This is a genomic window from Pseudomonas sp. MWU13-2862 (genome assembly GCF_023242495.1).
GTDB classification, from domain to species: Bacteria; Pseudomonadota; Gammaproteobacteria; order Pseudomonadales; family Pseudomonadaceae; genus Aquipseudomonas; species Aquipseudomonas gingeri_D.
Genome location: NZ_JALMEZ010000019.1, coordinates 16396 through 42428 on the forward strand (window position 1 = coordinate 16396; position 26033 = coordinate 42428).

The 26033-nt window shown below is 61.6% G+C and carries 24 protein-coding genes; 9 read left to right on the forward strand and 15 right to left on the reverse strand.

The features are described 5' to 3' along the window. Positions 1-70 precede the first annotated feature (70 nt). On the forward strand, positions 71-607 hold the full coding sequence (locus M5C56_RS27730; protein WP_247263391.1) for a hypothetical protein: 537 nt from the start codon (positions 71-73) through the stop codon (positions 605-607). A gap of 10 nt (positions 608-617) precedes the next feature. Here the strand turns inward: M5C56_RS27730 and M5C56_RS27735 are convergent, their stop codons facing one another. After that, entirely contained in the window at positions 618-1991 is a 1374-nt protein-coding gene (locus M5C56_RS27735; protein ID WP_103494473.1) for a DUF3482 domain-containing protein, read from the reverse strand. After that, positions 1984-3363, reverse strand: a complete 1380-nt coding sequence (locus tag M5C56_RS27740; protein ID WP_103494472.1) for a DUF2868 domain-containing protein — start codon at positions 3361-3363, stop codon at positions 1984-1986. Before M5C56_RS27740 ends, M5C56_RS27735 begins: the two co-directional genes overlap by 8 nt. A gap of 140 nt (positions 3364-3503) precedes the next feature. Here M5C56_RS27740 and M5C56_RS27745 point away from each other — a divergent pair, with 140 nt between their 5' ends. Continuing rightward, positions 3504-4016 carry a dihydrofolate reductase gene (locus M5C56_RS27745; RefSeq protein ID WP_103494485.1) on the forward strand — a complete coding sequence of 171 codons (513 nt, stop codon included), beginning with the start codon at positions 3504-3506 and terminating at the stop codon, positions 4014-4016. 118 nt (positions 4017-4134) lie between these two features. On the opposite strand, the gene M5C56_RS27750 is transcribed toward M5C56_RS27745, so the two are convergent. Next, on the reverse strand, positions 4135-5526 hold the full coding sequence (locus M5C56_RS27750; protein WP_103494471.1) for an L-cystine transporter: 1392 nt from the start codon (positions 5524-5526) through the stop codon (positions 4135-4137). A 466-nt stretch (positions 5527-5992) separates the two neighbouring features. Between M5C56_RS27750 and M5C56_RS27755 the strand changes: the two genes are divergently transcribed. Then, a complete protein-coding gene (locus M5C56_RS27755; RefSeq protein ID WP_103494470.1) occupies positions 5993-6631 on the forward strand; it encodes a hypothetical protein in 639 nt (212 codons plus the stop codon). An 80-nt stretch (positions 6632-6711) separates the two neighbouring features. Here the strand turns inward: M5C56_RS27755 and ilvD are convergent, their stop codons facing one another. From ilvD to M5C56_RS27775, 4 genes are all read right to left on the reverse strand, one after another. Beyond that, a complete protein-coding gene (gene ilvD, locus M5C56_RS27760) occupies positions 6712-8553 on the reverse strand; it encodes a dihydroxy-acid dehydratase (protein ID WP_103494469.1) in 1842 nt (613 codons plus the stop codon). A 294-nt stretch (positions 8554-8847) separates the two neighbouring features. Continuing rightward, entirely contained in the window at positions 8848-10035 is a 1188-nt protein-coding gene (locus M5C56_RS27765; RefSeq protein ID WP_103494468.1) for an MFS transporter, read from the reverse strand. Then, positions 10035-11108, reverse strand: a complete 1074-nt coding sequence (locus M5C56_RS27770; protein WP_247263392.1) for a SagB family peptide dehydrogenase — start codon at positions 11106-11108, stop codon at positions 10035-10037. Before M5C56_RS27770 ends, M5C56_RS27765 begins: the two co-directional genes overlap by 1 nt. A 392-nt stretch (positions 11109-11500) precedes the next feature. Next, positions 11501-12697, reverse strand: a complete 1197-nt coding sequence (locus M5C56_RS27775) for a class I SAM-dependent rRNA methyltransferase (RefSeq protein ID WP_103494467.1) — start codon at positions 12695-12697, stop codon at positions 11501-11503. A gap of 199 nt (positions 12698-12896) precedes the next feature. Between M5C56_RS27775 and M5C56_RS27780 the strand changes: the two genes are divergently transcribed. From M5C56_RS27780 to M5C56_RS27790, 3 genes are all read left to right on the forward strand, one after another. After that, positions 12897-13709, forward strand: coding sequence for an HDOD domain-containing protein (locus M5C56_RS27780; protein WP_247263401.1), 813 nt, complete (start codon positions 12897-12899; stop codon positions 13707-13709). Between the two features lie 49 nt (positions 13710-13758). Beyond that, on the forward strand, positions 13759-14571 hold the full coding sequence (mutM, locus tag M5C56_RS27785) for a bifunctional DNA-formamidopyrimidine glycosylase/DNA-(apurinic or apyrimidinic site) lyase (RefSeq protein WP_100944583.1): 813 nt from the start codon (positions 13759-13761) through the stop codon (positions 14569-14571). A gap of 69 nt (positions 14572-14640) precedes the next feature. Then, entirely contained in the window at positions 14641-14979 is a 339-nt protein-coding gene (locus M5C56_RS27790) for a multidrug transporter (RefSeq protein WP_103494465.1), read from the forward strand. A 38-nt stretch (positions 14980-15017) separates the two neighbouring features. On the opposite strand, the gene M5C56_RS27795 is transcribed toward M5C56_RS27790, so the two are convergent. From M5C56_RS27795 to M5C56_RS27815, 5 genes are all read right to left on the reverse strand, one after another. Then, positions 15018-15269 carry a YfhL family 4Fe-4S dicluster ferredoxin gene (locus M5C56_RS27795; protein WP_103494464.1) on the reverse strand — a complete coding sequence of 84 codons (252 nt, stop codon included), beginning with the start codon at positions 15267-15269 and terminating at the stop codon, positions 15018-15020. 136 nt (positions 15270-15405) lie between these two features. Next, positions 15406-15885 carry a pantetheine-phosphate adenylyltransferase gene (gene coaD / locus M5C56_RS27800; protein WP_100944586.1) on the reverse strand — a complete coding sequence of 160 codons (480 nt, stop codon included), beginning with the start codon at positions 15883-15885 and terminating at the stop codon, positions 15406-15408. 117 nt (positions 15886-16002) lie between these two features. Next, positions 16003-17598, reverse strand: coding sequence for a GMC family oxidoreductase (locus M5C56_RS27805; protein ID WP_103494463.1), 1596 nt, complete (start codon positions 17596-17598; stop codon positions 16003-16005). Positions 17599-17648: 50 nt separating this feature from the next. Next, positions 17649-18191 carry a twin-arginine translocation pathway signal protein gene (locus tag M5C56_RS27810; RefSeq protein WP_103494462.1) on the reverse strand — a complete coding sequence of 181 codons (543 nt, stop codon included), beginning with the start codon at positions 18189-18191 and terminating at the stop codon, positions 17649-17651. Between the two features lie 28 nt (positions 18192-18219). After that, a complete protein-coding gene (locus M5C56_RS27815; protein ID WP_103494461.1) occupies positions 18220-19650 on the reverse strand; it encodes a coniferyl aldehyde dehydrogenase in 1431 nt (476 codons plus the stop codon). A 174-nt stretch (positions 19651-19824) separates the two neighbouring features. On the opposite strand from M5C56_RS27815, the gene M5C56_RS27820 reads away from it, so the two are divergent. From M5C56_RS27820 to M5C56_RS27830, 3 genes are all read left to right on the forward strand, one after another. Next, a complete protein-coding gene (locus M5C56_RS27820; RefSeq protein ID WP_103494460.1) occupies positions 19825-20496 on the forward strand; it encodes a TetR/AcrR family transcriptional regulator in 672 nt (223 codons plus the stop codon). A gap of 147 nt (positions 20497-20643) precedes the next feature. Beyond that, positions 20644-21498, forward strand: coding sequence for a sulfurtransferase (locus M5C56_RS27825; protein ID WP_103494458.1), 855 nt, complete (start codon positions 20644-20646; stop codon positions 21496-21498). A gap of 75 nt (positions 21499-21573) precedes the next feature. Further along, the gene (locus M5C56_RS27830; RefSeq protein WP_247263393.1) at positions 21574-22005 is read left to right on the forward strand and encodes a hypothetical protein; all 432 of its coding nucleotides are present in this window, start codon (positions 21574-21576) and stop codon (positions 22003-22005) included. A gap of 27 nt (positions 22006-22032) precedes the next feature. Here the strand turns inward: M5C56_RS27830 and M5C56_RS27835 are convergent, their stop codons facing one another. From M5C56_RS27835 to M5C56_RS27845, 3 genes are all read right to left on the reverse strand, one after another. Beyond that, a complete protein-coding gene (locus tag M5C56_RS27835) occupies positions 22033-23088 on the reverse strand; it encodes a hydrolase (protein ID WP_103494456.1) in 1056 nt (351 codons plus the stop codon). Positions 23089-23166: 78 nt separating this feature from the next. Then, positions 23167-24618, reverse strand: coding sequence for a pitrilysin family protein (locus tag M5C56_RS27840; protein ID WP_103494455.1), 1452 nt, complete (start codon positions 24616-24618; stop codon positions 23167-23169). Beyond that, entirely contained in the window at positions 24611-25957 is a 1347-nt protein-coding gene (locus M5C56_RS27845) for a pitrilysin family protein (protein WP_103494454.1), read from the reverse strand. Before M5C56_RS27845 ends, M5C56_RS27840 begins: the two co-directional genes overlap by 8 nt. Positions 25958-26033: the final 76 nt, after the last annotated feature.

Consider the following 26033-nt stretch of genomic DNA (forward strand, 5'->3'; position numbering starts at 1 on the left):
AGGAATCCTGGTCTGGTGGCTGAAAGATGCGCTGCACTAGGGTAGTGGCTCACATGGAAAGGAGTTGTTTATGCGTTATTTGAGAATGACCGCCCAGGATCGCAGCGGCAATGGTCGGGCCGATACGGTGTTGCTGCGCTTTTATGAGGAAGTGCCCGGCAAGCCTGACAAGCTGGTGCTCAAGGCGGCGTCGGTCGATATGACCGCCGATGGGGTGACGGACTTGCAGTTCGGTGGTGACGTCAATGGTGATGGCAGGGACAACGCCAAGGACGAAAAGCTGCTCAGGGCCTTTGCCAACCAGTTCCTGAAGCTTGGCTGGTTCAATCGAGGGAAAAGCTGGCAGCGCTATATCAAGGTGTTTGCCGAGAACTACCACAACGACAAGTCACCGAATGTGGTGAGGTTGCATCTTCATGAAGGGACGGGGACGCCGAGAAACCAGACCCTGGTCTTCAAGGCCTCGGCCCATGACACCGACAATAATGGGACGCTGGATTCGGTGGTTTATTTCGATGCCGACGGTGAGGGTATTGTCAGCCGGGCCGAAGAGGAGTGGATCAAGTCCATGGGCCGGACCTTTCTGAAGTTCAAGTGGTATAGCTGAACGTCCTGCTTCAGGTCTCAGCCAGACGCTGTAACAGCAAATCGATTTGCTCCTGGCGTTCTGGCTGGTTCAACCGGGCCTGGGGGTTGAGCGACGACCACTGCGGATGTGCCCGGGCCTTGTGCAAGGCCTCGGGCAACTTGCCCTCACGCCAACGGGTATCCACCGGCAGGCTCATCTTGATGCTCTCCATCGCCGCATGCCCACGTGCCTCCAGGGCTTGCAGCAGTTGCCGTTGGCGCAGGGCCAGCAGGCGCAGCACGTTGTCGTCGACGGTCAGTTCCCGTTGGCCCTTGAGTTTGCCCAGCAGGCGGCTGCCATAGCCGCGGACGGTTTGCAGGGCGCCGCCGGCGAGGGCTCCGGCCAGGGCGGCCGCGCCTAGGGTCAGACCTCCCACCAGCAGGTCGATACCAGCACCCGCCGCTGCGCCTGCGGCAATCCCACCACCGACCTTTACACCGAGTTGCTTGAGGGTTTCAGGGTTGAACAGATCGTCACCCCAGCGCCCGTCCAGTAACGGTAGGTCGCCGGCCGCCGCGTCGCCACGGCGGAATCCGTAGAGCTTGAGCAAAGCCTCGACACAACGTTGCTCCCGTTGGCGCACGGCCTGGCGCAGTTCGCCGATGGCTTGGCTTTGCGCGTCGGCGGCGCTGACCACGCTGCGCCGACAGGCCGCACAGTCGATCAGCAGTTCGGCGATCAGGCGGTTGGCGCTCTGCCGCCGCGCCCGCCGTTGGGCCTCCAGGTCGAGGACCAGTCGTTCCAGCTGAGGGCGCGCGCCTTCGAGCAACAGCGCCAGGCTTTCATACAGCCGCCGCTCACCGTCTTCCGGCGGGGCCACGCTGTCGAAGCGCACCAAGGCGTGCAGGCCCAGGCGGGCCAGGGCTTCACGCCACTCCGGCTCGCGCTGTTCGGCGCTGCTGACAAAGTTGAGCACCGGCAACAGCGGCTCGCCACAGCTGGCGAGGACGCTCAGTTCGTCGCGGTATTTGGCCAGCACCGGCTCGCGGGCGTCGATCACATAAAGCCCGGCATCCGAAGCCAGCAACTGGCGCAGCACCTTGGCTTCCTGTTCGAAGCGCTGGCGGGCTTCGCTGCCATCGAGAAAACGGGCGACGCGGGCCGGGCCGTCGAGACGTTCGCCAGGTCGATCCAGACGTTCGAGGTAGTCGAGCAGGGCGATGGCATCTTCCAGGCCCGGGGTGTCGTAGAGTTCGAGCAGGGCTTCGCCGTCCACCGACAGCCGCGCGCCTTCCACATGGCGGGTGGTGCTGGGGCGGTGGGAGACTTCGCCAAAGCCGACGTCGCGGGTCAGGGTGCGCAACAGTGAGGTCTTGCCGACATTGGTGTGGCCGACCACGGCCAGTTTCAGGGCTTTAGTCATGACCGGTCTCCAGCCAGTTCAGCGGAGCACTGTCGGCGAAAGGCAGTTCCAGTTGTTGCAGGGCACTGTGCCAGTCGCCGAGTCGATCGGCATCCAGGGCCTGGCCGGGTGGCGCCTGCAGCAGCCAGACCCGGGTCGCGCCGGCACTGCGGGCCAGTTCGGCGATCAGTCCGAGGCTGCCACGGTCCGGCGAGCGCCGTGGGTCACAGGCGATTGCCAGGCGTGCGGGCGGGAAGCGGGTCAATTGTTCGAGGAGCTTGTTCCGCGATTCGCGGCTGTCGAGGATACTGGCGTCCTTGATGGTTTTCGGCAAGGTCGGCGGCCAGGGGCGCTGGTTGTCCAGTTCGATGGCCACCAGCAAGGCGCCTTCGCTCTCCAGCGCGGTGGTGCCGGTCTCGGCGTTGTGCAGCGCGTCGGGTGCCGCATCGCTGACCCCCAGGCGTTCACTGCTGGGCATCAGCCGTTCACGCAGTTGCGCGTAGCCGGGCAGGTTGAGGTCCAGGCTCAGGGCGCGGCTGCCACGGCGCCAGCGCCACAGGCAAAACCCGCCCAGCAGCAGGCGCGGTAACACGCCATAGACCACCAGCACTCCCACCAGCCAAGTGGCCCAGGCGTGCCGGGCGTTCTCCAGGTTCAGCGCGGTATTGCCGCTGGCGCGGATCATCTCCGGGTCGGGCAGGTTGAAGCCGAGCAAGGCGGGCAGGGCGCCGAGGGCCTGGGTCACCACGACAAAGGTGTCGCCGCGCAGCAGGGTGGTTTCCCAGACAAAACCGTAGCGCCGGGTCGACATCAACATCAGCAGCAAGACCAGGGCGCTGAGCATGGCCAGCAACCACAGGCCGTGGACCACGCAGCCGATGGCCCAGCGATTGAGGCGTCGGCGCTGGAGCATCAACAACAGGGCCGGCGCCAATTGCGCGGCCTGGGCATCGCGGGCGAGTTTTTCACTGAGCCACAGCCAGAGGCGGCCGAAGCTGGCCGCGTGTTCACCGGCGAAGACCAGGCCCAGGGCCCAGCTCAGCAGCAATAGCAGGTTCAGGCCGAGCAGGCTGCCGAGGGCCCAGAACACATTGACCGGCGTCTGGCCGTTGCCCAGGGCGGCGAAAGCCATGCCGGCGCCACTGACGATCACCAGCACCGCGAGGACCAGCAGCGCCAATCGCGCGCCTTGCAACCAATGGTGCAACGCGTTGAGCAGGCCATCGCGCTCGGCCAGCCAGAGGGCGCGGTTCTGGATGCGGGTCGGCAGGTCGCCCCCCGCGGCGCGGGCGCGGCGATTGGCTTCGAGGTCTTCCAGCGGGCCTGCCTGTTCTTCGCGCAGGCGCACCGTCTCGGTCAGCCAGAGGCGGTGCAGGGGAGTCGGTTCAGTCACGCGGCGTCCTGGGCTCAAGTGAGCTGGAAGCATAACCGCTGTGGCGGGTAGCTGCATCCCGCTGTCCCTTGTGGAATGGCTGAGTTAATTTTGTCGGCGTATGTCCGAGTCGGCCCATGGGCTCTGGTATCCTCGGCGGCATGAACAGAACTCTTCCTTTAAGCCTGATCGCGGCCCTCGGTGAAAACCGCGTGATCGGCGTCGACAACAGCATGCCCTGGCATTTGCCGGCGGATTTCAAATACTTCAAGGCCACGACCCTCGGCAAGCCGATCATCATGGGGCGCAAGACCTGGGATTCGCTGGGACGGCCATTGCCGGGCCGGTTGAACCTGGTGGTCAGTCGCCAGGCCGGTTTGCAGTTGGAAGGCGCGGAGGTTTTTCCGTCGCTTGCGGCGGCGCTGGTGCGCGCTGAACAGTGGGCGTTGGAGCAGGGCGCGAGCGAGCTGATGCTGATCGGCGGGGCGCAGTTGTATACCCAGGGGTTGGAGCAGGCGGATCGGCTGTACCTGACCCGTGTGGCGCTGAGCCCGGAGGGGGATGCCTGGTTTCCGCAGATCGATGAAAGCCTGTGGAGGTTGGTGTCGGATGAACCGCACCCGGCGGCTGAGGGTAAGCCGGCGTTCAGTTTCGAAGTCTGGGAAAAACGCTAAGAGCTTCGCGGGCAAGCCCTGCTCCTACATGACCGTGTCGGACACAAATCTTGCGTACGACAACAACCTGTAGGAGCAGGGCTTGCCCGCGAAGGCGATCTATCAGGCGCGGCAGGACTCAAGCCTGCGCCAATTCCCCATGCTCTTCAGCCTCCAGCAGCGCCTTGTCGGTCTGCTGCATCACCTGGCTGGCAATCGCCCCGGCAGTGATCGAGCCGCTGACATTCAACGCCGTGCGGCCCATGTCGATCAGTGGCTCGACGGAAATCAGCAACGCCACCAGTGACACCGGCAAGCCCATCGCCGGCAGCACGATCAGCGCGGCGAACGTCGCGCCGCCACCGACCCCGGCCACCCCGGCCGAACTCAAGGTCACAATGGCCACCAAGGTCGCGATCCACAGCGGATCCAGCGGGTTGATCCCCACCGTCGGTGCCACCATCACCGCCAACATTGCCGGATACAGCCCGGCACACCCGTTCTGGCCGATGGTCGCGCCGAACGAGGCGGCAAAGCTGGCAATCGATTGTGGAATCCCCAACCGGCGGGTCTGGGCTTCAATGCTCAGCGGAATGCTCGCCGCGCTGGAGCGGCTGGTGAAGGCAAAGGTCAGCACCGGCCAGATCTTGCGAAAGAAGCGCAGCGGGTTGATCCCGGCCAGGGACACCAGCAGGCCGTGGACCACGAACATCAAGCCCAGGCCGATATACGACACCACCACGAAACTGCCCAGCTTGATGATGTCCTGCAGGTTGGAGCCGGCGACTACCTTGGTCATCAGCGCCAGCACGCCGTAGGGCGTGAGTTTCATCACCAGGCGCACCAGACGGGTGACCCAGGCTTGCAGGGTGTCGATGGCATTCACCACCTTCCGGCCCTTCTCGGCATCATCCTTGAGCAGTTGCAGCGCGGCCACGCCCATGAAGGCGGCAAAGATCACCACGCTGATGATCGAGGTCGGCTTGGCTCGGGCGAGGTCCGCGAAGGGGTTCTGCGGGATGAACGAAAGCAGCAACTGCGGCACATTCAGGTCGGCGACCTTGCCCGCGTAATCGCTCTGGATCACTTGCAGGCGGGCCAATTCCTGGGTACCGGCCACCAGGCCTTCGGCAGTCAGGCCGAACAGGTTGGTCAGGCCGATACCGATCAGCGCGGCGATGGCCGTGGTGAACAGCAGCGTGCCGATGGTCAGGAAACTGATCTTGCCCAGGGATGTGGCGTTGTGCAGGCGGGCCACGGCGCTGAGGATCGAGGCGAACACCAGCGGGATCACGATCATCTGCAGTAATTGCACATAGCCGTTGCCGACCAGGTCGAACCAGCCGATGGAGGCCTTGAGCACCGGGTTGCCGGCACCGTAGATGCTGTGCAGGGCGACACCGAAGAGCACGCCCAACACCAGGGCGAGCAGCACTTTTTTCGCCAGGCTGAAGGTGGTACGACGGGTTTGGGCCAGGCCCAGCAGCAGGGCGAGGAACACCAGCAGGTTGAGAATCAGCGGCAGATTCATTGAAGCTCCGGAAAACGATAGGTGCCAATTACCCTGGTAGGCAATTGTGAACCGGTAAGCCTAACAGCTTGATAAATATGGATTTAATATCGATGTGGAATGGCTTCCATCGTTTTTGGAATAAGCCGCTGGCGCTTGGAGGTGGTGACGTGACCGGAACACGGGGAAGCATGGATGAAGACTGTCATAGACATTTGCCAGGGGTTGTTGCTGTTTGATACTAATAAATTGAAACTTGGGAAGTTCGCAATCGGACTTATCTTATAAATATTAAGTATTGCTTTTCTTTTTGGGTGGCTGACGGAAGGCTTGAAGTTCGGATGAGGACTAAATAATATTTATTTCGAGCTTTAGACCGTGTTGTGTACGGAGCCGGCCCAGGGTCGCTGCGTCTATAACGCTTTTGATTTTATAGGGATGCTGTTCAGTTTTAAATAAGCTGAGTTGAGCTGGGAGGCGATAAGCTGTGGGTATTTCGAATGTGTTCTTGTGTGCGGCCAAGTCTGCAGGTGCCATTAAAAAAGAAAAATTCAGTCAAGGAAAGCTAATCAGGGCCGAGCAAAGCTCAATTATCCGCCAAGGTATTTGTGGCGGGATAAGCATGATTTTTTTGGGGCTCTATGCCAAGCATGGGCTGCGTAGCTTGACGGATGCAAAATCATATAGTTGGTCCGCTTTATTAGAGTTTGGGCTCAAGATTCAAAACGGATTGGCGGAGGTTCATGTCGATGGTGTTGGTCAGACGGCTAGCCAGGCAAGTGCTCAGGCATTGGCAATTAACTGTACTCGCTTGGGACCTGTCGTTGGCTTGAAATTTGTGAAAATGTATCCTGTCTTGACATGGCCCTGCCAGGAACGGATATCGAGAATTGTCATGTCTGAGCCAGGATATTACTTGATAGGTATTCCCGGTCATTATGTAACAGCTGTTTGTAGTCGCTCAGGTTCGACGGTTTTCTTTGATTGTAATGCGGGCGCCGCCGAGTTTAGTGGTGTCGATGGGATGATTAGAATGTTAGCGGGGTACTTTAATAATAAGCAGGTGATGGATCTCTATACGGGGAGCACAAACAACGTGCATATCATGCGTTTTGATGCCATGTAATGAACTCATCGACGCTCCAGAAACATGCTTTCAAAAAGAACCGGCGCCTGGGCGCCGGTTCTTTTTGACATATATATGCCTTAGAGACCGTCGAGCATCGCCTTGTTGCGCACCGCGCCCTTGTCGGCACTGGTGGCGAGCAACGCGTAGGCTTTCAAGGCCGTGGTCACCTTACGTGGACGCACTTCCACCGGCTTCCAGCCCTTCTTGTCCTGTTCGGCGCGACGTGCCGCCAGCACCTCATCACTGACCAACAGGTTGATCGAGCGATTCGGAATGTCGATCAGCACTTTGTCGCCGTCCTGGACCAGGCCAATCGCGCCACCCGCGGCCGCTTCCGGAGAAGCATGGCCGATGGACAGGCCCGAAGTGCCGCCGGAGAAACGCCCGTCGGTCAGCAGGGCGCAGGCTTTGCCCAGGCCCTTGGACTTCAGATAGGACGTCGGGTAGAGCATTTCCTGCATGCCCGGGCCGCCTTTCGGACCTTCGTAACGGATGATCACGATGTCGCCGGCCTGCACTTCGTCGGCGAGGATGCCGCGCACGGCGCTGTCCTGGCTTTCGAAGATCTTCGCGTTGCCTTCGAACACGTGGATCGACTCGTCGACACCGGCGGTTTTCACCACGCAGCCGTCCAGGGCGATATTGCCGTAGAGCACGGCCAGGCCGCCTTCTTTCGAATAAGCGTGCTCGACACTGCGGATGCAGCCGTTTTCACGGTCGTCGTCGAGGGTTTCCCAACGGGTCGACTGGCTGAACGCCGTCTGGGTCGGGATACCGGCGGGGCCGGCCTTGAAGAAGGTGTGCACCGCTTCATCGCTGGTCTGGGTGATGTCCCACTTGGCGATACCCTCGGCCAGGGTCTTGCTGTGCACGGTCGGCAGGTCGGTGTGCAGCAGGCCGCCACGGGCCAGTTCGCCAAGGATGCTGAAGATGCCGCCGGCGCGGTGCACGTCTTCCATATGGTACTTCTGGATGTTCGGCGCGACCTTGCACAGTTGCGGCACGTGCCGGGACAGGCGGTCGATATCGCGCAGGTCGAAATCGATCTCGGCTTCCTGGGCGGCGGCCAGCAGATGCAGGATGGTGTTGGTGGAACCGCCCATGGCGATGTCCAGGGTCATGGCGTTTTCGAACGCCTTGATATTGGCGATATTGCGCGGCAGCACCGAGTCATCGTTGTCGCCGTAGTAACGCTGGCACAGCTCGACGATGGTGCGGCCGGCCTGGAGGAACAGTTGCTCGCGATCAGAGTGGGTCGCCAGGGCCGAACCGTTGCCCGGCAGGGCCAGGCCCAGGGCTTCGGTGAGGCAGTTCATCGAGTTGGCGGTGAACATGCCGGAGCACGAACCGCAGGTCGGGCAGGCGCTGCGCTCGTACTCGGCAACCTTCTCGTCAGAAGCGCTGGAGTCGGCGGCGATGACCATGGCGTCCACCAGGTCGAGGCCGTGGGAGGCCAGTTTGGTCTTGCCGGCTTCCATCGGGCCGCCGGAAACGAAGATCACCGGGATGTTCAGGCGCAGGGCAGCCATCAGCATGCCGGGGGTGATCTTGTCGCAGTTGGAGATGCAGACGATGGCGTCGGCGCAGTGGGCATTGACCATGTATTCGACGGAGTCGGCGATGATCTCGCGGCTCGGCAGCGAATAGAGCATGCCGTCGTGGCCCATGGCGATGCCGTCATCCACGGCAATGGTGTTGAATTCCTTGGCCACGCCGCCGGCGCGTTCGATCTCGCGGGCGACCAGTTGGCCCATGTCCTTGAGGTGGACATGGCCGGGAACGAACTGGGTGAAGGAGTTGGCGACGGCGATGATCGGTTTCTTGAAGTCGGCGTCTTTCATCCCCGTGGCGCGCCACAGGGCGCGGGCACCGGCCATGTTGCGGCCGTGGGTGGATGTTTTCGAGCGGTAATCAGGCATGGAGCACTCCGGGCGGCTAATCAGGTACACAAAGGGAAGTGAGCTTCTATGGGCCTCTGGTGCACACCGAAAAATAGCCGGGTGCCCGAAAGCTGCCGTTGGCCTCGCGGGATCGCCGCGCGCCTGGGCCTGAGCTCATAAACCCGCCGGGGGATGACTGGCGATGAATAGCGCGATTCTACACCGCTGGCGGCGGGAAGGAATGGGGCGGGCGCTCAAGGGTGTGAAGCTTGGGTTCAGCCGGGCGCTCTGGATTCGAGGGGGCACTTGTGTTTCCGGGCTGCGTTTGGCGATTCAGCGATTGAGCCGGGCGCTGCTCAGCAGGCCGAAGACACTGAAAATAATGAAAACCGCCGCGATGGCCGACAGCAAGTCGACGCCTGCCTTGGCCACGACCGCAGTGGTCGCGGCGGCGGCGATGAACATCAGGCTGTTGCCCGTCGAGGCCGCCGTGCCGGCGTTGGCGGAGAACAGCAGCATCGCCGCCGAGATGGCCACAGGGCGGGTGACGGTAACGGCAATGGCACTGAGGCACATGGGCAGAAGCAGGGTCGCGGTCGAGACAATCTGCAGTTGCATGATCAGTAGCAGAAGCAGGCCGGAGCCGCCCAACAGGATCAGGCCCGTATTGATCTGCGCTCGAACACCCAGGCGTTTTTGCAGTGTGGAGGCGAGCAGGCCGCCGCACAGATAGGCCAGGCCATAGATAAACAGGACGAGGGTGTATTGGACTTCGGAGAGCTTCAGGTCATCCATGAAAATCAGCGGCGACACACTGATCAGCGCGAAGTAGGCGGAAAACACCAGTGCTGCTATCTGCCAGTAACGGCGGAAGTCGGCGTGGCTCAGGACGGTTTTTATGGACTGGCGTATCGATGGGTTTCCTCGGGACGGCTGTGCGGATCTTGCGGGGAGAACCCAGAGCGCATGCAGGAAAATACCCGCTGCGATAAAGGAAAAGGCGTAGAAGCTGCTTTTCCAGCCGAAGGACGTCTGTAGCCAGGAGCCCAGCAGGGGCGACAGGGCCACGAACAGGCCGCTGAAACTCATGTAGTAAATGCGGATGGGCGCGCGGTCCGCCGGGTTGAACAGGTCTTCGACCAGGGCCAGGCCCAGCACAAAAAAACCACAGCCCAGTGCCTGGACACCGCGAAAAAACAGAAAGGCCGTGTAGTCCTGGACCAGAGTGCAGCCCAGGGAGCCCAGGCAGGAAATCGCCAGGCAGCCCAGCAGGATTTCCTTGCGGCCGAATTTATCGGAGAGCGGCCCGGCGACAAACTGTGAGAAGGCGAACACCAGCGTAAACAGGCTGATCGCCAAGGCGATGCCGGTCGTCGAGGTATTGAATTGCTCGGCCAGGGCAGGAAAGGCCGGCAGCAGGACATTGAGCGGGAAAAAGCTGATCAGCGATATACAGCTGAGCAGCAGCAGGCAGGAGTATTTATAGCCGGCGGCGCCCAGGGCTGGGGAGGGCTCTTGCATCAGTGGCTTTCCGCGGCGAGTAGCTGTTTGAGTTCATCGCACAGAGCCTCTCCGTTGCTGTAACCGGCTCCGACAAAAAGCAGTGGTTGTTCACAAAGGTTATTCAACCCGAGGGCCTGTTCGATTTTTTCTTCGCTCAAGGCGGCCGTCACCCAGGTCTTCATGCCCAGGGCCGTGGCGGTCAGTTGCAGGGTTTGTGAAATATGCCCGGCTTCGAGCAGTGAAACCCGGTAACCCTGGGAGTGTGGGTACTTCCACCACATCTTGTCGAATCGAGAAGTGATAAACAGACCAAGAGGCAAGTTGTTGATGAAGTGTTGACCTTGCACGAACGTCGCCAACGGCGCGCTGATACGCTTTATCAACGTCAGGGCATGTTTGTCGGGGTGATAATAATAAAAGCCGGGGCCAAGCCCCTTTATATTGTAGGCATACAAGTAACCTTCGGTACTGTTCAGTCCGCCACCCGATGGACTGCTGCGGCGGGCTTTGAACGCCTGGGGTATCGAGGCGTGACAGTCGCCTTCGCGTTCTTTCAAATAACCCAGGGACAGATAGAGAAGGTGGCTGAGCGTATGAAGCGAAACACTCTTTTTGAAAAAGTCACGACAGGTTTTTCGTTCCAGCAATACGTTTTTGAAGTCGGTGGTTTTATCGACGCAAGGCGTCGGCAGATAAATCATGTCCTGGGGTAATGCACGGGCATATCGATGCGGTTCTGGCGCTGGACGGCCCATGACCTCCTGGCACTCGGACAGGTAGTGCCTAGCCCATTCCTCGGCGTTTTGCAGGCGGGCGCCTGGTAGCAGATCCTTGGTACCGATATGGAAAATCCGCGACAGGTCATCCCAGCCCCAGTCGTTGGCGGCAAAAGGCGTTTCACTGAGAATGCCAGTGGCCAGGAGCGTCGAATCAATCGGGTGTGTCGGATCGAAGCGGACGGGAGCCTCGATAAGCTCGATCAGCCGGCTTGAATGCTGTTTGTCTATTGAGTACTGCTCGTGTGATTGATAGTTCCAGATCACCAGGGCAGGAGGCTTTATTAGAACGAGCAGGCTCGGATTGATATACATGAAATAGACCCCCTTTATTTGAGGTTGGGCCGAAAACGGGCGTCGACCCAACCTTTCTCAGGGTTTATTTTGAGGTTCCGAGCATCACGTGGAACCCAACGGAAGTTTTGTGCTCAAGATTGATTTTTTCCATGCTCATATTACCTGTCTGTTGTTGATGTTTATCACCTCGTTATTAGAGGTGGCAGATTGATAATAGGCTGATGGAGCTGGTTGGCAATAGCATTTGCGTAGGTCGTGTCCGATGTGATTGTCGGCCACTTCCATTTATTGGACGCGCATGGGAATAGTCGGAGCTGTTATCCGATAGGGACTACACAGTATCTTTGGAACTTCAAAGTGTCAGTCAGGGTGCCCGCACCGCCTTGAGCCAAGGCGGTGCGGGTTATCACTTAGCTGTTAGGCAGCAAGCGGCAGGTGATGCTCTTGATATAACGGGTTTCCGGAATCGCCGGGTGTACCGGATGGTCCGGGCCCTGGCCGCCGCGTTCCAGCAGCTGGATATTGCGGTCCAGGTGACGGGCGCTGGTCAGCAGGATGTTCTGCAGGTCATCTTCCGGCAGATGCATCGAGCACGAGGCGCTGACCAGGATCCCGTCCTTGCTCAGCAGGCGCATGGCCTGCTCGTTCAGGCGGCGATAGGCGCCTTCGCCGTTCTTCAGGTCTTTCTTGCGTTTGATGAAGGCGGGCGGGTCGGCCACGATCACGTCGAAACGCTCTTCGGAGGCCTTCAGTTCCTTGAGGGCTTCGAACACGTCACCTTCGATACAGGTCATCTTCTCGGCAAAACCGTTCAACGCCGCGTTACGTTCCACGCCGTCCAGGGCAAAGGACGAGGCATCGACGCAGAACACTTCGCTGGCACCGAACGCCGCTGCCTGCACGCCCCAGCCGCCGATATAGCTGAACAGGTCCAGCACCCGCTTGCCCTTGGCATACGGCGCCAGGCGCGCACGGTTCATGCGGTGGTCGTAGAACCAGCCGGTCTTCTGGCCTTCCATCACCGGCGCTTCGAACTTAACACCGTTCTCTTCCAGGGCGACCCACTCCGGCACCAGACCGAACACGGTCTCGACATAACGCTCCAGGCCTTCGGCGTCACGGGCCGCGGAGTCGTTCTTGAACAGGATGCCGCTCGGTTTCAGGACCTGGACCAGCGCCGCGATCACCTCATCCTTGTGCTGTTCCATGGCCGCCGAGGCGAGCTGGACCACCAGGATATCGCCGAAACGATCCACCACCAGCCCCGGCAGCAGGTCGGAATCGCCGTAGACCAGGCGATAGAACGGCTTGTCGAACAGCCGCTCGCGCAGGGACAGGGCCACGTTGAGGCGGTGCACCAGCAGCGACTTGTCCAGCGGCAACTTGATGTCGCGCGACAGCAGGCGCGCGCAGATCAGGTTGTTCGGACTCATGGCGACGATGCCCAGCGGCTTGCCGCCGGCAGCTTCGAGCAGGGCCTGGTCGCCGGCCTTGAAGCCGTGAAGTGGAGTGGCCGCCACGTCGATTTCGTTGCTGTAGACCCACAGGTGACCGTTGCGCAGGCGTCGGTCGGCGTTGGCTTTAAGGCGTAGGCTAGGCAGGGACATGACGTCGCTCCGGGGAAAAAAGAGCGGGATTATAGCGGGAGTTGGGCGTCCCCGGCGTGCGATGTTTCATGTAAGCGATTGTACACTTGGCCCATGGCGTACAGGTTTTCCGCTAGAATCCCTCACTCGCCCGGAGTGTGTACCCATGTCCCAAGAACTTTCACCTGAACAGATCCAGCAGGCCCTGCAAGGCATTAGCGTGCCTCCCCAGCCGCAAATCATGGTGGATTTGCAGATGGAGCAGTACATGCCTGACCCGGATCTGGAGGTGATCGCGCGGCTGATCAGCCAGGACCCGGGCCTCTCCGGCGCGCTGCTGAAAATCGTCAATTCGCCGTATTACGGCCTGTCGAACAAGATCGCCTCGATCCAGCGCGCGGTGAATCTGCTGGGCAGCCGCTCGATCATCAACCTGATCAACGCGCAATCGATCAAGGGTGAGATGGCTGATGAAACCATCGTCACCCTCAATCGTTTCTGGGACACCGCCCAGGACGTGGCCATGACCAGCCTGACCCTGGCCAAGCGTACCGGCGCCCAGGCGGTCGATGAGTCCTATGCCCTGGGGCTGTTCCACGATTGCGGCATTCCGCTGATGATCAAGCGTTTCCCCAACTATATGGCGGTGCTGGAGCGGGCCTACGCCAATGCTGGCCCGGAGCAGCGGGTGGTGGACACGGAAAACGCCGAGTTGAACACCAACCATGCGGTGGTCGGCTACTACACGGCCAAATCCTGGCGCCTGCCGGAGCATGTGACCAACGCCATCGCCAATCACCACAATGCCCTGGCGATCTTCAGCGACGAATCGACCCGCAACAGCCAGTTGAAGAACCTGCTGGCCATCCTGAAAATGGCTGAACATATCTGTGCGTCCCATCGGGTGCTGGGCAACGAAGCCGAAGACCACGAATGGAAGGCCATCGGCCATCTGGTGCTCGATTATGTCGGCCTGTCCGACTATGACTTCGAGAACCTCAGAGAGAACATCCGCGAACTCGGTACTCACTAAGCGTCCGAGCGTCGTCGCCGAGCCCGTTATTGCCTGACCTGGGGCCGCCATGCCTGAATTACCTGAAGTCGAAACCACCCGGCGCGGTATTGCGCCCCATCTGGAAGGCCAGCGGGTCAGCCGTGTGATCGTACGCGACCGTCGGTTGCGCTGGCCGATCCCGGAAGACCTCGATGTGCGCCTGTCCGGGCAGCGCATCGTGCTGGTGGAGCGGCGGGCCAAATACCTGTTGATCAATGCTGAGGTCGGGACCCTGATCAGTCACCTGGGCATGTCGGGCAACCTGCGCCTGGTGGAAGCCGGCTTGCCGGCGGCCAAGCACGAGCATGTGGATATCGAGCTGGAATCCGGGTTGGCCTTGCGCTACACCGATCCACGGCGTTTCGGTGCGATGCTCTGGAGCCTGGACCCGCTCAATCACGAATTACTCGCGCGCCTGGGGCCGGAGCCGCTGACCGAGCTGTTCGACGGTGAGCGGCTGTTCCAGCTGTCGCGCAAGCGTTCCATGGCGGTGAAGCCGTTCATCATGGATAACGCGGTGGTGGTGGGGGTCGGCAATATCTATGCGACCGAGGCGCTGTTCGCCGCCGGCATCGACCCGCGCCGTGAGGCCGGGAGCATTTCCCGGGGGCGCTATCTGGCGCTGGCGATCGAGATCAAACGTATCCTGGCGGCGGCCATCGAACGGGGCGGCACCACTTTGCGCGACTTTATCGGCGGCGACGGCCAACCCGGCTATTTCCAGCAGGAACTCTTCGTCTACGGGCGTGGTGGCGAGCACTGCAAGGTCTGTGGCACTGTCTTGCGTGAGATTCGTCTGGGGCAGCGGGCCAGCGTGTATTGTCCACGTTGCCAGAGCTGACCTGACAAGCGGGCGGACGCTGTTATAGTTAAGACTTTGCCATCCATTGCTTTGTTGAAGGATAGTGCCATGAACCCGTTTCGCACCCTGGCCCTGGTTGTGGCCCTGAGTTTTGGTCTGCAGGCGTTGCCGGTGCTGGCGGACGATGGCAGCAGCGGCGACCCGACCTACTCGATCCAGAACCCACCGGCCTACGCGATGATCGCCGACCTGATCATCGCCCGTCCCTTGCTGGTGGGCGCGACCCTGGTGGGTACGGCGGTGTTCGTGGTGTCGTTGCCGTTTACCGCATTCGGTGGTGTCGACGGCATGGGCAAGGCCGGCAAGTCACTGGTGCTCGCCCCCGGGAAAGCGGCCTTTGCCCGTTGCCTGGGTTGCACGGCGGAAGGGTTTGACGGCGATCAGTAAGCTGCCGCCGTACCTGCCTTGACCCGATAAAATCCGGCTCAAGCCTTACCGGTGATCTTCCGGTATTTGATCATCAACTCATCTTCGGTTTCCGGATGGGCTTCATCCAGTGGGATACAGTCCACCGGGCAGACCTGCTGGCATTGCGGCTCGTCGTAATGGCCGACACACTGGGTACACAGGTTCGGGTCGATCACGTAGATCTCTTCGCCCTGGGAAATAGCGGCGTTCGGGCACTCGGGTTCGCAGACGTCGCAGTTGATGCAATCGTCGGTGATGATCAGGGACATGGGCACTCCGGCCCGGGCGGCAGGCCCGGGCAACATGAAAACTAATGCGCCAATTGTGCCGCATTGGCGCGCGCAGTGCACGCGCGCCCGTCGAGGCGGCCGCAATAGCCAGCCTCGACAGAGCCTGCGCCGGGCGTTATTTCTTGAAGCGCAGGGTCAGTGCGTCGGCCACCGCCGGGTGGACAAACTTGGTGATATCGCCGCCCAGGGCCGCGATTTCCCGGACAAGGGTCGACGAAATGAATGAATAACGCTCCGACGGCGTGAGGAACAGACTCTCGACGTCCGGAGCCAACTGACGGTTCATGTTTGCCAGCTGGAACTCGTATTCGAAGTCCGACACGGCGCGCAGGCCACGCAGGAAGACATTGGCGTTCTGTTCCTTGGCAAAATGCGCCAGCAGGGTGGAAAACCCCACCACTTCCACGTTGGGCAGGTGCTGGGTGACCTCGCGGGCCAACTCCACACGTTGCTCCAGGGGGAACAGCGGGTTCTTCTTCGGGCTGGCTGCCACGGCGATGATCACGTGGTCGAACAGGCGCGCGGCGCGCTCGACCAAGTCGCCATGACCCTTGGTAATCGGGTCGAAGGTACCTGGGTACAACACTCGGTTCATCGCGTCGTCCTGGCGGGTATCCGTTTAGGGGAGTCGGATGGTATCGCAGCCTTTCCGGTCGGCCAAGTCAGGATACCGGGAAGAAAGCACTATAGACGCGACGAATAGTCCTCTTTTTCACGGGTTTTTCAAGCGCTCCGCGAGGGCGGTCGCCAGCTTGGCTGTAAGGCCATAAACCGAAAGCTGTGGGTTGGCGCCTATGCTGGTGGGGAACAGCGAGCCGTCGTGGACCGACAGATTGCGCAACTGATGGTGGCGGCCGAGGCTGTCGGTGACCGCGCTTTTCGCCTCTTCGCCCATGGCGCAACCGCCCATGACGTGGGCGCTGCCCAGGCGCGTGCGGTACAGCTCCAGGCTCAGTTCGTCGATCAGTTCCCGGGCCTTGGCCAGGGTGTTCACGTAGTCGGCATCGGCGTGCAGCGGCAATACCGACTTGGCGCCCGCCGCGAACTGGATCTCGGCCATGCTGTGGTACGCCCGGCGCAGGCCGTCCCAGGCATAGGCCGATACCTGATAGTCGAGCACCGGCGTGCCGTCGCCGCGCAGTTCCACGCTGCCGCCGGGACTGTCCGGGTGGAAACCGTCGCGCATCAGCGCCAGCATCATGTGGGTATGCGGCAGTTGTTGCATGCGCAGGGCGTTTTGCGTGCCGAAGCCGCCCAGCAGGGTGCTGGCCAGGGCCGGTTGCAGGGGCGGGACTTCGAGTTTGTAGGACATCGGCCCGGTGACGCCGGCATTCCACTGGAAATGGTCGGAATAGATCGACTGGGGCGCGCCGTAAAATGGATTGATGACTTCGGAAAACTGCCCAGCGGAGAAATTCACCAGGTGCAGGAAGGTCCGTTTGCCCAGTTGGCCGCTGGGATCCGGTGCCTTGGAGCGCAACAGCAGTCCCGGACTGTTGATGCCGCCGCCCGCCAGCACGTAATGCCGGGCCTTGACCTGGATTGTCCGGCCATTGGGGGCCACGCAACGTTCGTCCATCGCCACGCAGAACAGGCCGGTGACCTGGTCGCCTTCGATCTGCAAGCGTTCGGCCCGGGCCAGATAGAGCAGCTCGCCGCCTTTCTCCAGGGTTGCCGGGATGGTGGTGACCAGCATCGACTGCTTGGCGTTGGTCGGGCAGCCCATGCCGCAGTAACCCAGGTTCCAGCAGCCGCGCACGTTGCGCGGGATGACTTTCCAACTGTAGCCGAGGGCTTCGCAGCCGTTGCGGATCACGTCGTTGTTGGCGTTGGGCGGCATGACCCAGGGGGCGACACCCAGGCGCTGTTCCATTTTCTCGAACCAGGGCGCCATCTCGGCGCTGCCATGGCCCTTGACGTTGTGCTCTTTGGCCCAGTGTTCGAGGGTCTGCTCCGGAGTGCGGAAGCTCGAGGTCCAGTTGATCAGTGTGGTACCGCCGACGGCGCGGCCCTGGAGGATGGTAATGGCGCCGTCCTTGCTCATGCGGCCGATGCCTTCCTGATAGAGGCTGGTGTAGGCCTGGTCTTCGAGCATCTTGAAGTCGCTGCTGGTTTTCAGCGGGCCTTCTTCGATCAGCAGGACCTTGTAGCCGGCGGCGCTGAGGATTTCGGCGGTAGTGCCGCCGCCCGCGCCGCTGCCGATAATGGCGACATCGGCCTCCAGCGTCAGGTCCTGCTCCAGGCGAGCGCCGTTGTAGGTTTTCCAGCCTCGGGCCAGGCCTTCGCGAAACAGATCGGGTACGGGCATGTGCAGCCTCTTTTATTGTTGTTTTGTCAGAAACCGGGCATCTACAAGGATCAGACTTTCGGTGGGCCTGGATAACCGCAGTGCGCCCAGGCTTCGGCGCGGTTGTACCAGGCCATCATCACCAGTTGCAGCAGTGACGCGTGGCCCATGCGCAGCAGGCTCAGGTAGCTGTTTTCCCAGCGCTCGAGAAAGCCGTGGATCTGCGCATTGCTGGCATTTTCCCAACTGCCCCAGATGCCGGTCAGCGGTCCACGGGTGATGCCCATGCCGAGAACGTCGAACAGTTGCCGGGTCAGCTTGAGCATTTCCGGCGACAGGTGGTCGAGGCTGTAGTCCAGGCTCGCCAGGGTCTGGTCGATGGCGGCGGGCATTTTCTCGGCGGCGACAGCGCCTTCGAGCATCACCGGGATCAGCGCCTGCAAAAACGGCAGGTCATTGGCCTGCAACACGGTAAAACCGCTGGCCGGATGGCCGGCCGAGCAGCCGCTGAGGCTGGCGACCAGCCCGGCGCTGCTGAGGAAGGCGCCGGCGCAGAGGCCGACTTTCAGCACGCTGCGACGGCTCAGTACGGGAGATTCAGACAGGCTTGGCATTCTTGTTATTCACCTGGGCAGTGGAACATCAACGAACGAAGAGTTTCTGGATCAGTTTCTGGATCGATTTGCCGTAGGGCGGATAGATCAGCCGCGCCGCGTTGAAGCGCTGCTTGGTCAGCACGCCCTTGGCCTTGCTGAAGGTCAGGAAGCCTTCGTGGCCATGGTAATGGCCCATGCCCGAGGGGCCGATACCGCCGAAGGGCAGGTCTTCCTGGGGCACATGGAGCAGGGTGTCGTTCAGGCAGACGCCGCCGGAATGGGTTTCATCGAGCACCCGTTGCTGTTCGGCCTTGTTGTAGCCGAAGTAGTAGAGCGCCAGGGGGCGGGGCCGGTTGTTGATGTAGGCAAAGGCCTCATCCAGGCCCTTGTACGGCACGATGGGCAGCAACGGGCCGAAGATCTCGTCCTGCATCAGGGTCATCTCATCGCTGACGTTCAGCAGCAGGCTGTGGCCCATGCGCCGACCCTGGCCCTGGTCGAACAGCGGAATCAGCAGTGCGCCCTTGCTGGTGGCATCGCTCAGATAACCGTTGAGCCGTGTCAGTTGGCGGTCGTTGATGATGCTGGTGTAGTCCGGGTTGTCGACCAGGGTCGGATAAAAGCCGCGCACTGCCTGTCGGTAGGCTTCGACGAAGGCCCCGACCCGATCTTCCGGCACCAGCACGTAGTCCGGCGCCACGCAGGTCTGGCCGGCGTTGAGGGTCTTGCCGAAGGCGATGCGTTCGGCGGCGTCCTTGAGGGGCACGTCCTGGGAGACGATGGCCGGCGACTTGCCGCCCAGTTCCAGGGTCACCGGGGTCAGGTTTTCCGCCGCCGCGCGCATCACGTGTCGGCCGATGCTGGTGGCACCGGTGAACAGCAGGTGATCGAACGGCAGCTTGGAAAAGGCCATGCCGATCTCGGCTTCGCCGAGTACCACGCACACCTGGTCTTCCGGGAATACCCGGCCCAGCAGTTCCTTGAGCAACAGGCCGGTGGCCGGGGTCGACTCGCTGAGCTTGAGCATCACCCGGTTACCCGCCGCCAACGCGCCCACCAGTGGGCCGACGCTGAGGAACAGCGGGTAGTTCCAGGGCACGATCACGCCGACCACTCCCAATGGCTGATAGACGACTTTGGCCGAGGCCGGCTGGAAGGCCAGCCCGACCCGACGGCGCGACGGTTTCATCCAGCCCTTGAGGTGGCGGCGGGCATGTTGGATGCCGTGCAGGCTGGGCATGAGTTCGCCGAGCAGGGTTTCATCGGCGCTGCGGTTGCCGAAGTCCTGGCTGATGGCGTCGATCAGCGCCTGGCGTTCGTCGCTGAGCAGTTGGCGCAGGCTGTCGAGCCATTGCCGGCGTTGCTCGGCGGGAGGCATGGGGTGCGCGGCGTAAGCCTGGCGCTGCGCTTGAAACTGGCGCTGGAGTTGGTCCAGTTGCTGCTGCGACTCCTGTAGGTAGGCGATTTCGGCAGACATGGCGCGCTCCGGTGTGTGATTTTATTTTTAAACAAATGTTTAGAGCTAATGCTCCAGAAAGTCAACAGGGAGTGCCTGTGCGTTCTGATAGCGGCTGAGAATCATGGCGATTTATCCGCGGCCGGATAGGCCGTAAGATGGCCGATACCGTCTTCTGGAAGTAAAGCTGAAGTCATGGCCCCTCGAATAAAAACCAGCGAGCGTATCGTCCAGAACAGCCTGGATCTGTTCAATCTGCAGGGCGAGCGCAGTGTCAGCACCAACCATATCGCGGCGCACATGGACATTTCGCCAGGCAACCTCTACTACCACTTCCCCAACAAGCAGGCGATCATCGCCGTGCTGTTTGCCGAGTACGAAGCCCTGGTCGACAGCTTTCTGCGCCCGCCCCAGGGTCGCGCTGCGACCATCGACGACAAGCGTTTCTACCTCAAGGCCTTGCTCGCGGCGATGTGGCGTTATCGCTTCCTGCACCGCGACCTCGAACATCTGCTGGAAAGCGATGCCGAACTGGCCGCCCGTTACCGACGCTTTTCCCAGCGCTGCCTGATCCAGGGCCAGGCGATCTACGCGGGTTTTGTCGCGGCCGGGATCCTGGGGATGGATGCCGTGCAGATCGAGGCCCTGACCCTCAATGCCTGGATTATCCTGACCTCCTGGGTGCGTTTCCTGAGCACTACCCGCGAGAATGCCCATCACCTGAGCGAAGAATCGATCAAGCGTGGGGTCTATCAGGTGCTGGTGCTGGAGTCGGGGTTTGTCACCGTGCAGTCGCGGGCGGCGGTGGACAAGTTGCTCAGTGAGTTTTATGTGCCGTTGGCCCAGGCCCTGGATGAGGGAAGCTAGGTTATGGTGTTGTAGGAGCAAGCTTGCTCGCGATGGACGTCAACGATGGCGCGGGTGTCCTGGCACCCCGCGGCGCCTGGACCACCATCGCGAGCAAGCTCGCTCCTACAATTGTTTTGTATTCACTTCACTTAGGAGGCGTTCGCCATGTCCCTTGCGCAACTGATCAGCCCCCGGCAACTGGCCGAACGCCAGGCCCGGCCCGGGTTGGTGATCCTGGATTGCCGTTTTGCCCTTGAAGACCCGGATTACGGGCAGCGCAGTTATGCCCAGGGGCATATCGAAGGCGCACACCACGCCGATCTGGAGCGGGACCTGAGTGGCCCGGTGATCAAGGGGCTGACCGGGCGTCATCCGCTCCCTGACCCGGCGACTCTGGTCGAGCGCCTGCGAGCCTGGGGTATCAGCGCCGACAGCGAGGTCGTGCTCTATGACGACGGTCCGGGCATGTACGCCGCCCGAGCCTGGTGGCTGCTGGCCTGGCTGGGCAAGCGCGACGGCGTGTTCCTGCTCGATGGCGGGTTGAAAGCCTGGCATGCGGCCGGTCAACCACTGAGCCTGAATCCACCCACCGCCGGTCGTGGAACCTTCGAGGGGACGCCGGACGCGGCGCTGCAGATCAGCGTCGAAGACTTGCAGCAGCGCCTCGGGCAGCCGTCGATGACCCTGCTGGACGCCCGTGCCCTGCCGCGTTTCCGTGGTGAAGTGGAGCCGATCGATCCGGTGGCCGGCCATATTCCCGGCGCACAGTGTGCGGCGTTCAACGAGAACCTGGACGCGGATGGGCGTTTTCTGCCTGCGGAACAGCTCAAGCAGCGTTTCGCCGCCAAGCTGGGGGATCGCTCGCCACGGGAACTGGTGGCGTATTGCGGCTCCGGGGTGACGGCGTGTCATAACCTGTTTGCCCTGTGCCTGGCGGGTTATCCGTTGGGAACCTTGTATGCCGGTTCGTGGAGCGAGTGGATTACCGATCCGCAGCGAGCGGTGGCGATGGGCGACTGATTATCCCGGCGGCCGAGATTTATCTACCTACAGGCCGGACTCCGTAACCGGCTTAATCCCCATGAGCGTGGAGCGATGCACGCTGTAGAAACCTCTTTGATAGAACGGATACAGGAGATTTTTATGGGACAGGCCGTGTTGAATAATCAACTCGATCCGAGGTCGGTAGAGGAACTGGGCGAATCGGCAGGGGCGCGAACCCCTGCCGAGCCACGATACAGCGGGCAGATGGAACCTCTCGCCAAACACTTTGAAACCCTGGCGAACAATACCCATCACAAGATGCTCGCGCTGGGCCGTAGTGTGCTGCTGGACAAAAAAGCGTCCTTGCAAGACCGTGAGATTGAAATGCTGGAAGACTGGCTGGTGGATGCGGAACTCGAAGCCGAAGTTTTTGCCTGGGTCGAGGATCAGCCAGATGGCTATTCGGATGGGCAAGTGCTGGTGCCACTAGTGAATGATATCGCCACGCCGCTTGGCGCTGTCAGCTACCACGAATATGCCTGATCGATAGAAAGGCATCGCGCATTCCGTTCAATATTGCCTATCGGCCAGCCATTGCGGAATGCGCCTCTCCAGATAGTAAGTCGGCTTGCCCAGCGAGCCGTCGACAAACCCCACATGCCCACCCCTGGCCTGCAATTCGAATTGGGTGCCCGGCGCCAACTCATCAGGCTCCGGCAGGCTGTGGGGAAACACGAAGGGATCGTCCTTGGCCTGGATAATCAGCGTCGGGGTGCGAATCGCTCCAAGGAAATAGCGGCTGGAGGCGCGGCGATAATAATCCTGGGCATCGGCAAAACCGTGCAATGGCGCGGTGACCCGTCCGTCGAAATCCCAGAAGGTACGCATCCCCGTCAGCGGTCCCAGGTCGCTCAGGGTCGTCAGGCCCTCGATCCGCCCGTCATGCTGGAACTGGCGCTGCTTGTTCTTGATATAGGCCACCATCTCGCGCATGAAATGCGCCTGGTAGATCCGCGAAAGGCCCAGGCCGATGCGATCGGCGCACTGGTCCAGGCGAAACGGCACCGACACCGCCACGGCGCCTTGCAGGCCACTGTCCTGGCCACTTTCCCCCAGATGCTTGAGCAGCACGTTGCCACCCAGGGAGTAGCCGACGGCATAGAGCGGCGCCAGCGGGCGTTGGGCCTTGAGGTGGGCGATCGTGGCTGCCAGGTCTTCGCTGGCCCCGGAGTGATAGCTGCGCGCCAGTAGATTGGGTTCTCCCGAACAGCCCCGCCAGTTCAGCGCCACGCTGGCCCAGCCCTGGTTGCCCAGCGCCTGTTGCAGGCCGGCGACATAAGGCGAGTTCGACGAACCGGTCAGCCCGTGGAGGATCAGCACCAGCGGCGTCTCGGCGGCATGCGGGCCGTGCCAGTCAAGGTCGAGGAAGTCGCCGTCGTCAAGCCACAGGCGTTCACGCCGACGGTCGAGGTGGACGGTCTTGCGCCAGAGCGGTCCCCACAAGGTTTGCAGGTGTGGGTTGCCCAGGCCCGGAGCGGGGGTGAAGCCCGGCAAGTCAGTGGGCTGGGAAAATGACGGCAACGCAGCGAGTCTCGAAGTGGAAATGGGCGGCGCTGGTGCTGCCATGAACAAGCGATCATGGCAGCCACGCGTATGTGTGCGATATACCTAAGTTGCCACAGTCCTGTCCATTGCCGCAGCTTTTTATCCCGGCGGCAGGGCGCGAGGCTGGCAACTGGGCCCCCGAACCTGGAGATCGGGCAAGGCTTGCTGGGGGGCGCTCGGGCCGGTACTGGTCACCACCCAACTGTCGGCGTTGAAATGTGCGCTCAAGGCAGCCTTGATCATTTCGCGGGTCAGTTGCTGCGCCTGTTCGGCATAGTCCGTCAGGCTCAGTGGCAGGTCGTGACGGGCGATCACCAACAGCGCCTGGAGGATATCCGCATTGCTGGCGCCATTGAGCGCCATATCACCGCGCAGGCTCAGTTTGATGTTCTGCAGTTCCTGCTCGGTCGGGCCGTCTTTCAGGAGCTGTTCGAACATCCCCTTGACCCGCCGGATCACGGCTTCGCGGTATTCGGGAGGCGTCGAGAGGTTGATGTGGAACGGGCCGCGGGCTTGCCAGTTCTTGAGTTGAGCCTGCGCCGAATAGGTGACGCCATGCTGCTCGCGCAGGACTTTCATCAGGCGGCTGTCGAAGCCTCCGCCAAAAATCAGGCTGGCCACGTAGAGAGCGACGTAATCGGGATGATTCCGAGGCGGGGCGATCTGGGCGAAATCCAGATGAATCAGGGTGGTCGGCCGTTCGATATGGAAGGTGCCGACGACGCTGTCTTCACGTCGGGCGCTGGCGGTGGGTGGCAATGCCGGACCTTTGGGCAAGGCGTCGGAGATCTTCACGCTGATGCTCTGCGCCTGCTCCAGCGAGAGATCACCGACCAGCAGGATAATGGCGTTGCCCGCGCTGTAAGCCTTGCGGTGAAAGCCGCGCAGCTGCTCGGCAGTGATTTCCCCGATACTTTCCCGGGTGCCATAGAGGGGCTGGGCATACGGGTGCCGTGGGTAGAGCGGCGGTGCAAGGCGATGACTGACCCAGGTGTCGATGGCTGCATCCTCGCGCATTTGCCGGTCGATGATCTCGCTCTTGACCCGGCGGATGGCATCGCTGGTGAAGCTGGGCTTGCTCAACACCTCGCTCAACAACTGCAGGGCCGGTGTCCGGACGCCTTCGTCGCTGAGGCTGCGCAGGGTGAAAAAAACATGGTCACGGTCGATGCCATTGCCGATCTTCACCCCCAGGCTGTCGAATGCGGTCAGGATCGTGTCGACATCCTTGCCCTCCGACCCTTCGTTGAGCAGGCTCAGGGCCATGGCCGCCAGGCCGGGTTGCTCGCCGTCGTAACGGCTGCCCGCGGCAAAGCTCACGGCCACATCGAGCAACGGCAGGCCATGGGTTTCAACAAAGAGCACCTTGGTCCCGTTGAGCGTTTTCCAGCCGCGGACAACCCGGGTCGTGGGTGTGGGTGCCAGGTGCTGGACCTCGTTCGACGATTGCAGGGGATTGACGCTCGACAGGTCGCCGCCGGCAGCAGGAATGGCAAGGCTGGCGAGCAGTGCCGGCAGGAGGCTCGATAACACCGGGTTGGCCCTATTCATGGTGGGTTTGCCCGGGGCTGGCCAGGGCTACGCTGAGCCGCTCGCGGGTGAAGTAGGTTTGCGCGGCGTGTTGAATGTCCAGGGGCGTGACAGCCTTCAGATGTGCTTCTTCCTGTTCTTCCAGGGCCCACGACAGGCCGGCGCTTTCCAGGCCGCCGAGTGTCTGCGCCTGGTTTTCCAGGGAGTCGAGGGCAAAGACGCGTCGCGCCATCATCCGGGTGCGCGCGCGCTCAAGCTCCTGCGCGCTGACAGGCGACTGTTTGAGCTCGTCGAGCAGTTGCCACAGGCGTGCCTGAAGGTCGTCCAGGCTGGGATTTTTCTGGGTGTCCAGATCAACGACAATCTTCAACAAGGCGTCTCCCCGGTTGAATGCCTCATAGCGCGAGTGAGCCCGGGTGACCAGCTCTTCATGGAACTTCAACTCCCTGAAAAGCCGCGAGCCGGAGCCGACGCCAAGCAGTTCGTTGAGCAGGCGCAAGGTGTGCGCGGTATGCGGATCGGCGGCGGTGACCAGGCTGGGCACGTTGAACGCCATGATCAGGCTGGGAAACTCATTACGGGTCTGGACCATGATCCGTCGCTCGCCCGGCTCGTTCAGCTCCAGCGGGGGCTTGGTCTCTGGCAGCGTTCGGCCGGGCAGGTCGGCGAAGTAGCGCCGGGCCAGGGTTTCGACCTCCCCGGGGGTGATATCGCCGACCACCACCAGGGTGGCGTTGTTCGGCGCGTACCAGGTGGCGTACCAGCGTTGCAGTTGTTGGACGTTCATGCGTTGCAGGTCGTGTTGCCAGCCGATGGTCGAGGTGCGATAGCCGCTGGTGGTAAAGGCGATGCTGCGCATCTTCTCGTCGAGCAGTGTCCCGGGGGTGTCGTCGACGTTCTGCAGCCGCTCGTTTTTGATCACCTCGATTTCACGCCGGAAGGCGGCGGGCGAAAGTCGGGCGGTGCTCATCTGGTCGGCCATGATTTCCAGCGCGACGCCCAGGGCATGGCGTGGCATCAGGTATTCGTAGGTGGTGCTGTCATGGTTGGTGAAGGCGTTGATCCGTGCGCCCAGGCGTTCCATGACCTCGAACGCCTGGCCGGGGCAGACTTTGCTGCTGCCCTGGAACAACAGGTGTTCCAGGGCATGGGAAAGCCCGGATTCGCCAGGCGGTTCGTGACTGGAGCCGACTTTGTACCAAAGCTGGGCCGCCACGACGGGGGCACGATGATCTTCGCGCACGATGATTTTCAAACCGTTGGCGAGCATCCGTTCGTGGGTGCTGGACGAGGGGGTGGCGAGGGCGATGACTGGCAGGAAAAGCAAGCCGAGTGCACGCCGGGAGGAGGGGCGTTTCATCCTTCAGGGGCCTTTTGAATTGCAAAGGAACACCTTGATCCGGATGACGGAGGGTCTGGCGGTAGCGGGATAGTGA